At 60.0% G+C, this 13,783-nt stretch carries 12 protein-coding genes; 2 read left to right on the top strand and 10 right to left on the bottom strand.

Features of this window, described 5'->3' with window-relative positions; translation table 11 throughout:
* Positions 1 to 489: 489 nt before the first annotated feature.
* The 4 genes from Q1L34_RS05305 to Q1L34_RS05290 all read right to left on the bottom strand — a co-directional run bounded on the left by Q1L34_RS05305 (position 490) and on the right by Q1L34_RS05290 (position 5,468).
* Entirely contained in the window at positions 490 to 1,536 is a 1,047-nt protein-coding gene (locus Q1L34_RS05305; protein WP_004866862.1) for a HoxN/HupN/NixA family nickel/cobalt transporter, read from the bottom strand.
* Complete coding sequence (gene hypF, locus Q1L34_RS05300) at positions 1,533 to 3,767, bottom strand: carbamoyltransferase HypF (RefSeq protein WP_327204384.1); 2,235 nt, start codon at positions 3,765 to 3,767, stop codon at positions 1,533 to 1,535. The genes Q1L34_RS05305 and hypF overlap by 4 nt, the downstream gene beginning before the upstream one ends.
* Before the next feature lie 12 nt (positions 3,768 to 3,779).
* On the bottom strand, positions 3,780 to 4,307 hold the full coding sequence (hydN, locus tag Q1L34_RS05295) for an electron transport protein HydN (protein WP_004866866.1): 528 nt from the start codon (positions 4,305 to 4,307) through the stop codon (positions 3,780 to 3,782).
* 147 nt (positions 4,308 to 4,454) lie between these two features.
* Entirely contained in the window at positions 4,455 to 5,468 is a 1,014-nt protein-coding gene (locus Q1L34_RS05290; RefSeq protein ID WP_015585878.1) for a LacI family DNA-binding transcriptional regulator, read from the bottom strand.
* 266 nt (positions 5,469 to 5,734) lie between these two features.
* On the opposite strand from Q1L34_RS05290, the gene ascF reads away from it, so the two are divergent.
* Both ascF and Q1L34_RS05280 read left to right on the top strand, forming a co-directional pair.
* Positions 5,735 to 7,177, top strand: a complete 1,443-nt coding sequence (ascF, locus tag Q1L34_RS05285; RefSeq protein WP_032718148.1) for a PTS cellobiose/arbutin/salicin transporter subunit IIBC — start codon at positions 5,735 to 5,737, stop codon at positions 7,175 to 7,177.
* Positions 7,178 to 7,205: 28 nt separating this feature from the next.
* Entirely contained in the window at positions 7,206 to 8,630 is a 1,425-nt protein-coding gene (locus tag Q1L34_RS05280; protein WP_004866872.1) for a 6-phospho-beta-glucosidase, read from the top strand.
* Positions 8,631 to 8,943: 313 nt separating this feature from the next.
* Here Q1L34_RS05280 and hycI read toward each other — a convergent pair whose 3' ends face one another.
* Genes hycI through Q1L34_RS05250 form a run of 6 tightly spaced genes read right to left on the bottom strand, consistent with a single transcriptional unit; the run spans position 8,944 to position 13,782 of the window.
* Positions 8,944 to 9,414 (bottom strand): hydrogenase maturation peptidase HycI, encoded by a 471-nt coding sequence (hycI, locus tag Q1L34_RS05275; protein ID WP_004866873.1) that lies wholly within the window; start codon positions 9,412 to 9,414, stop codon positions 8,944 to 8,946.
* On the bottom strand, positions 9,407 to 9,817 hold the full coding sequence (locus Q1L34_RS05270) for a formate hydrogenlyase maturation HycH family protein (protein WP_015585877.1): 411 nt from the start codon (positions 9,815 to 9,817) through the stop codon (positions 9,407 to 9,409). Before Q1L34_RS05270 ends, hycI begins: the two co-directional genes overlap by 8 nt.
* The gene (locus Q1L34_RS05265) at positions 9,814 to 10,581 is read right to left on the bottom strand and encodes an NADH-quinone oxidoreductase subunit B family protein (RefSeq protein WP_004866877.1); all 768 of its coding nucleotides are present in this window, start codon (positions 10,579 to 10,581) and stop codon (positions 9,814 to 9,816) included. The genes Q1L34_RS05270 and Q1L34_RS05265 overlap by 4 nt, the downstream gene beginning before the upstream one ends.
* Positions 10,581 to 11,123 (bottom strand): formate hydrogenlyase complex iron-sulfur subunit, encoded by a 543-nt coding sequence (locus tag Q1L34_RS05260; RefSeq protein WP_004866880.1) that lies wholly within the window; start codon positions 11,121 to 11,123, stop codon positions 10,581 to 10,583. The genes Q1L34_RS05265 and Q1L34_RS05260 overlap by 1 nt, the downstream gene beginning before the upstream one ends.
* 9 nt (positions 11,124 to 11,132) lie before the next feature.
* Complete coding sequence (hycE, locus tag Q1L34_RS05255; protein ID WP_004866882.1) at positions 11,133 to 12,842, bottom strand: formate hydrogenlyase subunit HycE; 1,710 nt, start codon at positions 12,840 to 12,842, stop codon at positions 11,133 to 11,135.
* Positions 12,843 to 12,858: 16 nt separating this feature from the next.
* Positions 12,859 to 13,782 carry a respiratory chain complex I subunit 1 family protein gene (locus Q1L34_RS05250; protein ID WP_004866884.1) on the bottom strand — a complete coding sequence of 308 codons (924 nt, stop codon included), beginning with the start codon at positions 13,780 to 13,782 and terminating at the stop codon, positions 12,859 to 12,861.
* Position 13,783: the final 1 nt, after the last annotated feature.

Below are 13,783 nucleotides of genomic sequence, written 5' to 3'. Positions count from 1 at the left end.
CGTTATTCCCGGGTCGCGGCGTAAACGCCCTACCCGGGCGACCGATTCTGCGCCGCTATTTTGCCGGGTGGCGCGATGCTTACCCGGCCTACATTTCGGCCTTCACCCCGTAGGCCCGCGCAAGCGTAGCGCCGCCGGGCAGCACACCCGCTGTGCGCTTTTGTGGTCATACCGCTCGACCCTCACCCCGTAGGCCCGCGCAAGCGCAGCGCCGCCGGGCAGCACACCCGCTGTGCGCTTTTGTGGTCATACCGCTCGCCCCTCATCCCGTAGGCCCGCGCAAGCGCAGCGCCGCCGGGCAGCACACCCGCTGTACGCTTTTGTGGTCATACCGCTCGACCCTCACCCCGTAGGCCCGCGCAAGCGTAGCGCCGCCGGGCAGCACACCCGCTGTGCGCTTTTGTGGTCATACCGCTCGCCCCTCATCCCGTAGGCCCGCGCAAGCGCAGCGCCGCCGGGCAGCAGGCCGGCCTGGCTCAGGTAGCCCGGCTAAACGCCGCGAGAGCCGGGGGAATCTGCAACCTGGCGCGCCAGATTATCGTATCCGCGCCAGCGGTAATTCAGCACCGACAGCACCCAGCAGGCGACAAACAGCCCGATGACCACAAAACCGGCGTCGCCGAGATTATCGTTCAGCGCGGCGACCCAGCGCCATAGCCCGCCGCTGAACGAAAACTTGTCCATCAGCAGCCCCAGCGCTTCCAGACCACCGATAAATAACGCCACCACCACCGACGTGCCGGTAATGGTCATATTGTAATAGAGCTTGCGCTGCGGCTTGCTAAACGCCCAGCCGTAGGCGCCGACCATCAGCACATTATCGAGGGTATCCACCAGCGCCATCCCGCTGGCAAACAGCGCCGGGAAGACCATGATCGACCAGATAGACATTCCGCTTGACGCGCTGGCGGCAGAAATCCCCAGCACGCCGATTTCGGTGGCGGTATCAAATCCGAGGCCAAACAGAAAGCCCACCAGATACATCTGCCAGCTACGGCTAATCAGACGAAAAGTTTTACCGAACAACCAGCTCATCATGCCGCCGCCGGTCGCCACCTCATCGCTCACCTTACCGCCTCTCTTCCACGTGCGAAAGCTGCGCCAGACGCTGCGTAAAATCACCAGGTTGATAAACGCCATCAGCAATAAAAACAGCGCCGACACCGCGGTGCCAATCACGCTGCCGGTATCATGCAGCCAGCTCATCTGCTGGCCGAAAGCGGTGGCGGTGGCGGCAATCGCCGCCGAAGCCAGCACCACAATCGACGAGTGGCCAAACGAGAACCAGGCTCCGACGGCAAAAGGCCGACGCCCCTGCTGCATCATTTTGCGGGTGACGCTGTCGATCGCCGCAATATGGTCGGCATCGACCGCATGGCGCAATCCGTACCCCCAGGCCAGCAGACTCGCCGCCATCAGCGCGCCGCTATCGCCAAACGCCTGCCAGGCCCAGCCCCAGGCGAGCAGATTTGCCACAACCAGTCCCAACACCAGCGCAGCGGCACGCGGCTGCTGGCGTAAAATTGTCACTATCATGATGATACCCTGTGAGCCTGCCAGCGGGCTGCGGCCACGACCGCCTGACCAAACGCGATAGCCCCATCTCCGGCAGGGAGCTGCTGCGGAAACAGCAGAGTAAAATCCGCCAGATAAAAGGTCAATCGTGAGACCAGCAGCCGGTTATGCAACACGCCGCCGCTGAATGCCAACGTAGTCATCCCGCGCGACGTTGCACAATCGCGCGCCATCGCGGCCACTCCGCAGGCCAGCGCATCATGAAAGGCCCAGGCTTTTTGTTCGCGGCTCGCCCGCCATCCCAGCCACTGCGGCCAGAAGGTGGCCAGATCCAGCTCGCCCGCCTGCCACGGCAGGCGAACAGGATGCGCAACGCCATCGCAAGCGGTGGCCAGCACCTCCAGCCGGCAGGCCGCCTCCCCCTCATAGCTCAGGCAGTCCGGCGCGCAGCCCAGCGCGCAGGCCACGGCATCGAACAGGCGTCCGCAGGATGACGCCTTCGGCGCATTCATTCCCCGGTCAATAGCCCGCGCCAGCAGCGGCCAGTTGTGCTGGCGCAGCGCCGCGGTTTGCGCATCGTTTTGCCAGTCGTCAACGTAGGCCAGGCAGTGGGCCAGCAGATTACGCCACGGCTGACGAGCCGCCAGGTCGCCGCCGGGAAGCGCCACCGCCGGCAATCCGCCCAGGCGTTCACACTCCCGGTAATTCACCCGCAGACACTCGCCGCCCCACAGCGCGCCGTTTTCCCCCATGCCGATACCGTCGAGGACCACGGCAATCACATCGCCGCCATCCAGCGGCCAGCCGTGTTCCGCCAGGCAGGCGGCGGCATGGGCATGGTGATGCAGGACGCGCTCAACCGGCAGCGCCAACGAGGTCGCCCACTGCGTCGAACGGTAGCCCGGATGCGTATCGCTGACCACCAGGCTGGGGTTAAAGCCATAAACCGCCTGCATCAGACGCCGCGCCTGATGCCACTGCTGTTCTACGCCCTCATCGCCGAGGTCGCCGAAGTGCTGACTCAGTACCGCCTGCTCTCCGCGCGCCAGACAAAAGGTATTTTTCATATCGGCGCCGAGGCACAGCAGCGGCGGCACGTCGTGAAACCCCGGCGGTAACGGCATCGCATCAGGCACATAGCCTCGCGAACGACGTAGCATTTCACCACTTTGCCGCATCACCGAGTCGTCCATCCGCTGCACGATGTCGCGGTTGTGCAGCAGAAAACCATCGGCAATCCCGGCCAAATCACGCAGCGCATCGACGTTGGCGATCGCCGGCGGCCGTCCGCTCAGGTTGCCGGAGGTCATCACCAGAGGGCGCGCCAGCGCCTGCAAAACCAGATGCTGCAACGGATTAGATGGCAGCATCACCCCCACTTCATTCAGCGCTGGCGCAATGTCGTCACACAGGCCATCGACCTGCGATTTCTCTATCAATACGATGGGTGCAGCGGGTGACGTCAGTAACGCCTGCGCCGCTGCCGGCAGGCTATCCGCCGCCGGCAGCATCACCGCCAGCGGCTTTGCCGGACGATGTTTGCGTGTGCGTAACGCCGCCACCGCGCGCGGATTACCGGCATCGCACACCAGATGAAAACCGCCCACGCCCTTGATGGCGACAATCTGCCCGGCCTGTAGCTGATGAATCGCCGCCTGCAATGCCGCTTCTCCGACCAGCGACTCGCCTTCCGCGCGCCACTCCAGACGCGGGCCGCAGTCGGCGCAGGCCACCGGTTGAGCATGAAAACGTCGGTCGCCAGGGTGGCGGTACTCGGCCTCGCAGCGCGGACAGAGTGGAAAAGGCGCCATCGAGGTAAAGGGGCGGTCATAGGGCATCGCGCGAATAATGGTGAAACGCGGCCCACAGTGAGTACAGTTAATAAACGGGTAGCGATAGCGGCGATCCCGCGGATTGTTCATCTCCGCCAGGCATGCCGGGCAGGTGGCCGCATCGGGCACAATCTGGGTACGCATACTTCCGCCGCCGCTTTCGCGAATGGCGAAATCCTGCGGCAGCGTACGCCAGTGAAATGGCCGGGTTTCCACGCTGTCGATACGCGCCAGCGGCGGACAGCGGCGGGTCAGCGCGGCGAGAAACGCCGCCTCATCGCCCAACAGGCGCACCAGTACGCCGTCACCGTCGTTACATACGTCGCCGCAGCGTGCTGACTCTTGCGCCAGCTGCCAGACAAAGGGGCGGAAGCCCACCCCCTGCACTTTACCGCGAATGCGAATCTGCACTCCGTTCATCGTGCCGCCGCCTTACCAGGCCAGCGCCGTACGACGACGTTTTTCGCTATTCATCTGCTCAAGCTTATTGCGGTCCACGCAAATCAGCGCATGCGTCGGGCAGGCCTCTATACAGGCGGGGCCCTCTTCCCGGTGATGGCAAAGATCGCATTTATTGGCTTCCGCTTTTTCCGCCATCACGTTCAGCCCGGCACCGCTATGACGAATCACCGGACGCACGACCACCTCCATCGCGCCATAGGGACAGGCCACCACGCAGGTTTTGCAGCCGATGCAGCGCTCCTGCATCACGTGAATAAAGCCTTTATCCCGGGCGATCGCGCCGTTCGGACAGACGTTGGCGCACGGCGCGTCTTCACATTGGCGGCAGGCGGTGGCCGTCGAGACGTTAACGCCTTTGATCACATGGATACGCGGTAAGAAGGATTTTGGCGTCAGCGCGGCGCAGTCCTGATTTTCCTGATGAGAGACCACGCAGGCCACTTCGCAGGTGCGGCAGCCGATGCATTTGCTCGCGTCGGCAATAATGAAACGGTTCATCCATTTCTCCAGCTGTAAGAAGGTTACGCGGCGGAGTATGCATAATACGTTCCAACTTTTATCACGCTGATAATAAAGGAAATGAATAACCTAAAGACGGGGAACAGATTCTGTCATCGTCACATCTGACGATGACAGATGACGACGTCAGGCGAACGGTCCCGGGGCAATCGAGTCACGTTCAAGCAGCTCACCGGGGAAGGTTTGCTGATATTTTAAATCGCCGCCGTCGAGCATAAAGATCAGTCGGTTAATACTCTCCTTGATCATCTCCGTCACCGGTATTTTGACGCTGGAGAGCGCCGGAACCATATACGGCGCCAGCACGATATCATCGAAGCCGATGACCGAGACCTGCTCCGGAATCCGCACGCCCTGCTGATGTAGCTGCTTCATCGCGCCAATCGCCATGTCGTCATTGCTCGCCACCAGCGCACTGTAACGGGCATCGCGCTGACGCAGCGTCGCTACGCCAGCCGCGCCGCTTTCCGGCGTCCACTTGCCCTCAACGATCAGCTCATTATTCAGCGAAATCCCGTGTTTCGTCAGCGCATCTTTATAGCCGGAAAGGCGTTCAATCCCGGTAGGCGAATCCAGCGAGCCGGTGATAAACGCGATATCACGATGGCCGCGGGCAATCAGTTTTTCGACCGCCGTAAATGCCGAGGCTTTTTGATCGGACCAGACGCAGTGGCTGGCGTTGCGCCGCAGGCGGCGGTTGAGCACCATAATCGGCTGCGGCTGGTTTTCCACGATTTCGTCCATTTCATCAACGCTGAGAAAACGCGGATAGATGATAATCGCGTCGCAGCGCAGGTCGAGCAGGTACTGGATCGCCTCGCGCTCTTCTTCCGCGCTGTGCTTGCCGTCGGCCAGAATCAGCTGCCGTCCCTTGTCTTCCGTCATCCGCGCAACGTGAAACAACAACTCGCTAAAATAGACCCCGTGATAAAGGGTGTTGGTCACCACCAGCCCCAGCGTCTGGCTCTTTTTGGTCGCCAGATTACGCGCCAGCAGATTGGGCCGGTAGCCGCTTTCCGCCACGGCCTGAAATACGCGATCTTTCGTTTCCTGGCTGACATAGCCGTTACCCGACAGTACCCGGGAAACGGTCGCTTTCGAGACTCCCGCGCGTTTCGCCACCTCCAGCATCGTTGCCATGTTGTTCTTCCTGTTGCAAAAGATGCCCGCAGTGTACTGCACACCTCGCCGTTTTACAGCTTTGACTCGCGCTCAGCGCAGATTCTTAGCTGGCTTACATAGCGATCAAAATCACAAAACGAAAAAATGATTTTTTTATATCTTGTTAGAACTAATGAAACTCATCATGATTTTGTGGAACCGGTTTCCTATATATCCCTGATAGCGCACGATCCTCAGGTGCGATAACCAGCCAGTACCCTATTGATTAAACAGGATAAAATCCGATGTCTAAAAATTACGCAGCCCTGGCAAAGCAAATTCTGACGGCAACAGGCGGGGCGGATAACATCACGGCAGTCACCCACTGTATGACCCGCCTGCGTTTTGTGGTCAAAGATGATGCGCGGGTGGACAGCGCCGCGCTGAAAAGCCTGAAAGGCGTGCTTGGCGTGGTGCGCAGCGACAATCAGTGCCAGGTCATCATCGGCAATACGGTATCGCAGGCGTTTCGCGAAGTGGTCAACCTGCTGCCGGACAACATGCGCCCCGCGGAACCTCAGGGAAAACCGCCGCTGACGTTAAAGCGTATCGGCGCCGGGATCCTCGATGCGCTGATCGGCACCATGTCACCGCTGATCCCCGCCATCATCGGCGGATCGATGGTCAAACTGCTGGCGATGATCCTTGAGATGAGCGGCGTCCTGCCTAAAGGTGCGCCCACGTTGACTATTTTGACCGTCATCGGCGACGGCGCCTTTTTCTTCCTGCCGCTGATGGTCGCCGCCTCTGCGGCGGTAAAATTCAAAACCAATATGTCGCTGGCGATTGCCATTGCCGGGGTGCTGGTCCATCCGAGCTTTATTGAGCTGATGGCCAAAGCGGCCCAGGGTGAGCACGTCGAGTTCGCCTTTATTCCGGTGACGGCGGTGAAATACACCTATACCGTTATTCCGGCGCTGGTGATGACCTGGTGCCTGTCATATATCGAACGCTGGGTCGATCGCATTACTCCGGCGGTGACGAAAAACTTCCTCAAGCCGATGCTGATTGTGCTGATCGCCGCTCCGCTGGCGATCCTGCTGATAGGCCCGCTCGGGATCTGGATCGGCAGCGCCATCTCCGCGCTGGTGTACACCATTCATAGCTATCTGGGCTGGCTGTCGGTGGCCATTATGGGCGCCCTGTGGCCGCTGCTGGTGATGACCGGGATGCACCGCGTTTTCACCCCAACCATTATTCAGACCATTGCGGAAACCGGTAAAGAAGGGATGGTGATGCCGTCAGAAATCGGCGCCAACCTGTCGCTGGGCGGCTCATCGCTGGCGGTAGCCTGGAAAACCAAAAATCCGGAGCTGCGCCAGACTGCGCTGGCGGCCGCGGCCTCCGCCATTCTGGCCGGTATCTCCGAACCGGCGCTGTACGGTGTCGCGGTGCGCCTCAAACGCCCGCTCATCGCCAGCCTGATCAGCGGCTTTATCTGCGGCGCGGTGGCCGGTATCGCCGGGCTTGCCAGCCACTCGATGGCGGCACCGGGCCTGTTCACCAGCGTCCAGTTCTTTGACCCGGCTAACCCGATGTCTATCGTCTGGGTCTTCGGCGTGATGGCGCTGGCGGTGGTGCTCTCATTCGTACTGACGCTGCTGCTCGGCTTTGAGGATATCCCGGTGGAAGAGGCCGCAGCCGATGCCAGAGCACGCCAGACCACGACCCGACCATCACACGTCTGAACACTATTTTTTGTAAGCGAGGTAACGCATGTCGACTTTTCCACACGGCTTTTTATGGGGCGGCGCGCTGGCCGCAAACCAGTCTGAAGGGGGGTATCTCGAGGGCGGCAAAGGGCTGACCACCGTGGATACGCTGCCCCATGGCGCGAACCGCATGCCGGTAAAGCTCGGGCTCGAGAAGCGTTTTCAGCTGCGTGACGATGAATTTTACCCGAGCCATGAGGCCATCGATTTTTATCATCGCTATAAAGAGGATATCGCCCTGATGGCGGAGATGGGCTTTAGCGTCTTCCGCACCTCAATTGCCTGGAGCCGCCTGTACCCTAACGGCGATGAGCTGGAGCCGAATCAAGAAGGGATCGCCTTTTATCGCTCGCTGTTTGAAGAGTGCAAAAAGTACGGGATTGAGCCGCTGGTGACCCTTTGCCACTTCGATGTACCGATGCATCTGGTCATTGAATACGGTTCATGGCGCAATCGTAAAATGGTGGAGTTCTTTACCCGCTACGCCCGCACCTGCTTTGAAGCCTTCGACGGGCTGGTGAAATACTGGCTAACCTTCAATGAAATCAACATCATGCTCCATAGCCCCTACTCCGGCGCCGGGCTGGTGTTTGAAGAGGGAGAGAACCAGGAACAGGTGAAGTACCAGGCGGCGCACCACGAGCTTATCGCCAGCGCGCTGGCGACCCAAATCGCCCACGAGGTTAACCCGCATAACCAGGTCGGCTGCATGCTGGCGGGCGGCAATTTTTATCCCTGGTCCTGCAAGCCTGAAGATGTGTGGATGGCGCTGGAGAAAGATCGCGAAAACCTCTTCTTTATTGACGTACAGGCGCGCGGTGCTTATCCGTCTTATTCGGCGCGCGTGTTCCGCGAAAAAGGCGTGACCATTGAAAAGCAGCCGGCCGATGACGAGATCCTGAAGAACACCGTCGATTTTGTCTCATTCAGCTATTACGCCTCTCGCTGCGCGTCGGCAGACATGAACGCCAACAACACCAATGCGGCAAACATTGTTAAATCGCTGAAAAACCCGCACATCAAGGCCAGTGAATGGGGCTGGGGCATTGATCCGCTCGGCCTGCGCATCACCATGAATATGATGTATGACCGCTATCAGAAGCCGCTGTTTCTGGTCGAAAACGGCCTCGGCGCCCGGGACGAGATCGATGCCAACGGCGAGATTCACGATGACTATCGCATCAGCTATTTGCGCGAGCATATCAAAGCGATGCGCGATGCTATTGAGGACGGGATCCCGGTGATGGGCTACACCAGCTGGGGCTGTATCGATCTGGTTTCTGCTTCAACCGGCGAAATGAGCAAGCGCTATGGCTTTGTCTATGTCGATCGCGATGATGCCGGCAACGGTACGCTGGAGCGTAAGCGTAAAAAATCGTTCTGGTGGTACAAGAAGGTGATTGCCAGCAACGGCGAAGACCTCGAGTAGAGCATATATTGCCGGGCGGCGCTGTGGCTGCACCGGCCCACGGTTTTGTCGTTTTGTAGGCCGGATAAGGCGTTAGCCGCCATCCGGCGCGGGCATGGTCCGCAGATGCCGCGGCGCGCGTTTGCGGCCATACTCCGCGTCGCTCATCGGCAGACAGCCAACAAATCCACGCACCAGCGCTTGAGCGGCATAGCCAACCCGCTATTAACCCATCCACGTTAGCCTTGTCACCCCTAGCTCCTTGAGATGGCGTAGGCGAAAAAGCGTATTGCCTGACCCGGCTAAACATTCGCGTAAGCCCGGATGCCAGACGCTATGCGTCTGCCGCCTCCAGCTGTGCAAAACCGCCGTTCCCCTGCCAGCCGCTAAGCTGGTGATATACCACCTCGACCGCATCTTTAATTGGCTGGGTCATCGGGTAATAAAAGCCGACGATATCCGGCTGAATCCCGAGAAAAATGACCTCACCAACATCCTCTTGCAGCTGATCGATCAGATAGTTGAGCGGCATATTGTGGGTGGTCATCATAAACATTTCGGCAATATCGTCCGGGTCAACGAGGCGGATTTCTCCGGGGTTGAGCCCCATATCGGTAGCATCGACGATCAGCAGGCGATCGGGACGTAGCTCGCGAATGGCGACGATGTCGTTTTCCGGGGCGCTGCCGCCATCGATCACCACCCATTCACCGACCGGCCTGGCGGCGCACATCTCCGCCAATAGCGGGCCTGCGCCATCATCGCCCATCATGCTGTTGCCAACACAAAGTAAAACATCAGTCACGGAGTCTCCTCACCATCAGATAGATGGCGCTTTCCTGGTGAATATCGTGCAGCATGCTGAGCATCGTTTTGCTCCACGCCTGCTGTTCGGCGGTCTGCCGGGCCTGCGCTTTATCGAAGGCGTTGGCGAGCATCGTGACATGATTGCTGTCGATCACTATCTCGCCGTACTTCGGCACGCCCTCCATTTTACGCCGTGCTGTGCTGCCCTCTTCGAGAGTGGCAATCCACGCCAGATAGTCCTGCCACGGGCAGCTTAGCGCTGCCTCCAGGCAGTCGATGACGCCGAGGTGGTGGCCAATCGCCAGGCTGTAATAGACCACCTGTTGCGCCTGATCGGGCGTCGCGTCGTTCTCATCAATAAATTTACGGCTCAGCTGACTGAACACCACCGTCTCGCTCATCGGATACGCGCCCCCTCGACCACCTGGTTCAGATGGGTGACGATCTCAGTCAGACGCGGATCTTTCTCCGCCTCCAGCCAGCGCACCACCTGACTATCGCCCTGCGCCAGCAGACGCATGTAGTCATCGGCAATCTGGCGGCCATAGCGATAGCCCGCCAGGCGACGCGCTTCACGATCGATGCGCACCCGCAGCGGCTGCACCATGCCGGGGTGGAGAATTTCCGCCGCTTTGTCATCCTGCTCGCCCGGCAGACGGGCGTGAATTTTCTGTTCCAGCAGACCCAGCGCCATCGCAAAGCCATATAGCGTGGCGGCAGGCGTCGGCGGACAGCCCGGAATATAGACGTCCACCGGGACAATTTTGTCGGTTCCGCCCCAGACGCAGTAAAGGTCGTGGAAGATACCGCCGCTGTTGCCGCAGGCGCCGTAGGAGATGCAGATTTTCGGATCCGGCGCCGACTGCCAGGCACGCAGCGCCGGTGAACGCATGGCGCGGGTCACCGCGCCGGTAAACAGCAGAATATCGGCATGGCGCGGTGACGGCACCACTTTGATCCCAAAGCGTTCGGCATCAAACAGCGGTGACAGGGTGGCGAAAATCTCGATTTCGCAGCCGTTGCAGCCGCCGCAGTCCACGCGATAGACATAGGCGGAACGCTTAATTTTCTTCAGCAGCGATGCCTTCATGCTGGCGATGGACTCCTCCACCGTCATCGGCAGCGGAATGCCGTTTTCATCGCGCGGGCCTGGTAAATTGCTCATCAGCTGGCCTCTCTCATATGACGAGTCAGTTCAATACGATCGGACGGCACCAGGCACTTCTGGCGTTTACACTCCGGGCAGGTCTCGAAGCTTTCGCGATGCAGCTCGGCGCGAGTATCTCCGTTGTGCCCGAGCAGCGCGATGGCGTAGTCGATCTCTTTTTGTACGGCGAACGGGCGTTCGCACACCCGGCAATGGCAAATGGCAAAGCGCGACTGCTGGAGGAAATCCTCTTTCTTCCACACCGCCAGTTCATACTCCTGCGACAGCTTGATGGCCGCCGTCGGGCACACCTCTTCGCAGCGACCGCAGAAGATGCAGCGCCCGAGGTTGAACTGCCAGGCAAGCTCGCGCGTCACCAGGTCCGTTTCCACCGTCAGCGCGTTCGACGGGCAGGCGTTCACGCAGGCCGCGCAGCCGATACACTGCTGCGGCGTATGTTCCGGTTTGCCGCGAAAGTTTTTATCTACCGGCATCGGCTCCAGCGGATAGGCGTGCGTCGCGTTGCCGGTTTTGATCACTTTTTTGATAAAGGTAAACATGGCGATTCCTTATTTCAGCGGCGAGTTTTTACGCTCGATGCTGTAGCGCTCCAGCTCTTTGTACGGCACCACTTTGCTTTTTTTCTTCCGCACATCGACCACGGTCATGCGGTCGGTACAGGAGTAGCAAGGATCGAGGCTGCCGATAATCAACGGGGCGTCGGAGACGGTGTTGCCGCGCAGCATATAGCGCAGGGTCGGCCAGTTGGCGTAGGTGGCCGCACGACAGCGCCAGCGGTACAGCTTCTGGTTGTCGCCGGTCATGCTCCAGTGGATATCATCCCCGCGCGGCGCTTCCGAGAAGCCCAGCGCAAAACGGTGCGGGATATAGGTAAAGCCTTCCACCGCCAGCGGACCGCCCGGCAGGTTATCGAGGCCGAAGTCGATCATATTCAGCGCGGTATAGACCTCGTTGATACGCACCTTCAGGCGCGAAATGACGTCGCAGCCCTGTTCGCTGTGAACCGTCATCGGCAGCAGACCGTAGCCGACAAACGGATGGTCGGCGCGGGTGTCGCGAGCGTGGCCGCTGGCGCGGACCATCGGACCGACGTTGCTGAAATCACGGGCGATTTGCGGGTCGAGGCGGCCTATCCCCACGGTACGCTGCGCCATATTCGGCGTGCTGAGCAGCATATCGACCAGCTCCTGCACGTCGCGGCGCATCTGCTGCGCCAGCGCTCTTGTCTGGATCATGTCATCTTTCAGCAGGTCGCGACGGATGCCGCCAATCAGGTTCATACCGTAGGTTTTACGCGCCCCGGTGAGGATCTCCGCCATCTTCATTGAGGTCTCACGCACGCGGAAGAACTGCATAAACCCGGAGTCAAAGCCGGTGAAGTGGCAGGCGAGGCCGAGGTTCAGCAGGTGCGAATGCAGGCGTTCCACTTCCAGCAGGATGGCGCGGATCATCTGCGCGCGTTCCGGTACCACGATCCCCATCGCATTCTCGACGGAGGTGGTATAGGCCGTACTGTGGGCAAAACCGCAGATACCGCACACGCGGTCGGACAGGAAGGTCACTTCGTTATAACCCATGCGGGTTTCCGCCAGTTTTTCCATGCCCCGGTGGACATAGAACAGGCGGTAATCGGCGTCGATAATATTCTCGCCATCAACGAACAGGCGGAAATGACCGGGTTCATCGGAAGTGACGTGCAGCGGGCCAATCGGCACCACGTTGTTTTTCTTACTGCCCAGCTCGTTGATGAACTCGTAGGTTTCCGCATCGGTGGTCGGCGCCGGGCGCTGACGATAATCCATGCTGTCTTTACGCAGCGGATAGAGTTCATCCGGCCAGTCGTCCGGCAGTACCAGGCGGCGCTCATCCGGCAGCCCCACTGGTATCAGACCGTACATATCGCGCACTTCACGCTCGCCCCAGACGGCGGCAGGCACGCGCGGCGTCACCGACGGATATTCCGGTTTGTCGGCATCCACTTCGACGCGCACGGTTACCCAGCACCGGGTCCCCTGCTCCATCGACAGCACGTAATACACGGCATAGTGGCCGTTAAGCTTACGTTCGTCGTTACCGAACAGCACCGACAGCCAGCCGCCCTGCTGGTAGTAGAGAAACTCCACAACTTCCGGGAGATAGTTGACCTTCACCGTCACGGTGAGCTGATCTTTGGTCTGCCAGGCTTCGTCGAGCACCACGCCCGGGAAGGCCTGATGCAGCGCGGCGAGATAGTGTTGACCGATTTTTTCTTCAGACATGCTCAAACTCTCTTAATCACGCCGCCAGCAAGGAGACGAAAGCTAAAAACGCAAAGCCAAAACCGGCCCAGGTAACGCGGGAAGTGGCACAAAAACGCAGACGCGCCATGCTGTTTTCAAACAGCGCGATAACCAGCACGCCCGCCACCAGCTTGGCGATGGCGGCGACCAGCGCCAGCAGCAGGCCACCGAGGCTAAAACTGGTCATCGCTCCCCACGGAATAAAGACGCCGACAAACATCTGCAGCACAACCAGCTGTTTGAGGCTGATGCCCCATTTCAACACCGCAAATCCGCTGCCGCTGTATTCGGTCAGCGGCCCTTCCTGCAACTCCTGCTCCGCTTCCGCCAGGTCGAACGGCAGCTTGCCCATTTCGATAAAGGTGGCGAACGCGCAGGCGCACAGCGCCAGGACCAGCGGTACCGAGCGGGCAACGGGCCAGTGATAAATGGTGGCGGCGATCTGGCTGAGGTGCGTAGAGCCGGCAACCTGCGCCGCAACCCACAGGCCCAGCAGCAGAATCGGCTCCGCCAGCACGCCGAGCATCGCTTCGCGGCTGGCGCCGATCGCCGTAAACGGGCTACCGGTGTCCAGACCGGCAATCGCAAAGAAGAAACGGGCAATCGCGAACAGGTAGATCAGGGTGATCAGATCGCCCAGTCCCGCCAGCGGCGACGAGACGGTTACCACCGGCAGCGCGCTGGCAATGGTCAACATCACGCCGACCATCACGAAGGGCGTCAGGCGGAAAACCCAGCCGGAAACATCCGGCCCGACGCTCTGGCGACCCAGCAGCTTGAAGATATCCCGATACTCCTGCAGCACTCCCGGACCGCGGCGATTATGCAAGCGGGCGCGGGCTACGCGGGTGATGCCGGACAGCAGAGGCGCGGCGGCAAACAGCAGCAGCGCCTGCAATAGTGCAATTAAAACGCTCATT

The organism is Klebsiella ornithinolytica (genome assembly GCF_030505655.1).
Classification (GTDB): Bacteria; Pseudomonadota; Gammaproteobacteria; order Enterobacterales; family Enterobacteriaceae; genus Klebsiella; species Klebsiella ornithinolytica.
Note: the sequence above shows the minus strand (reverse complement) of the source record. Positions and strands in the feature narration are given on the sequence as shown.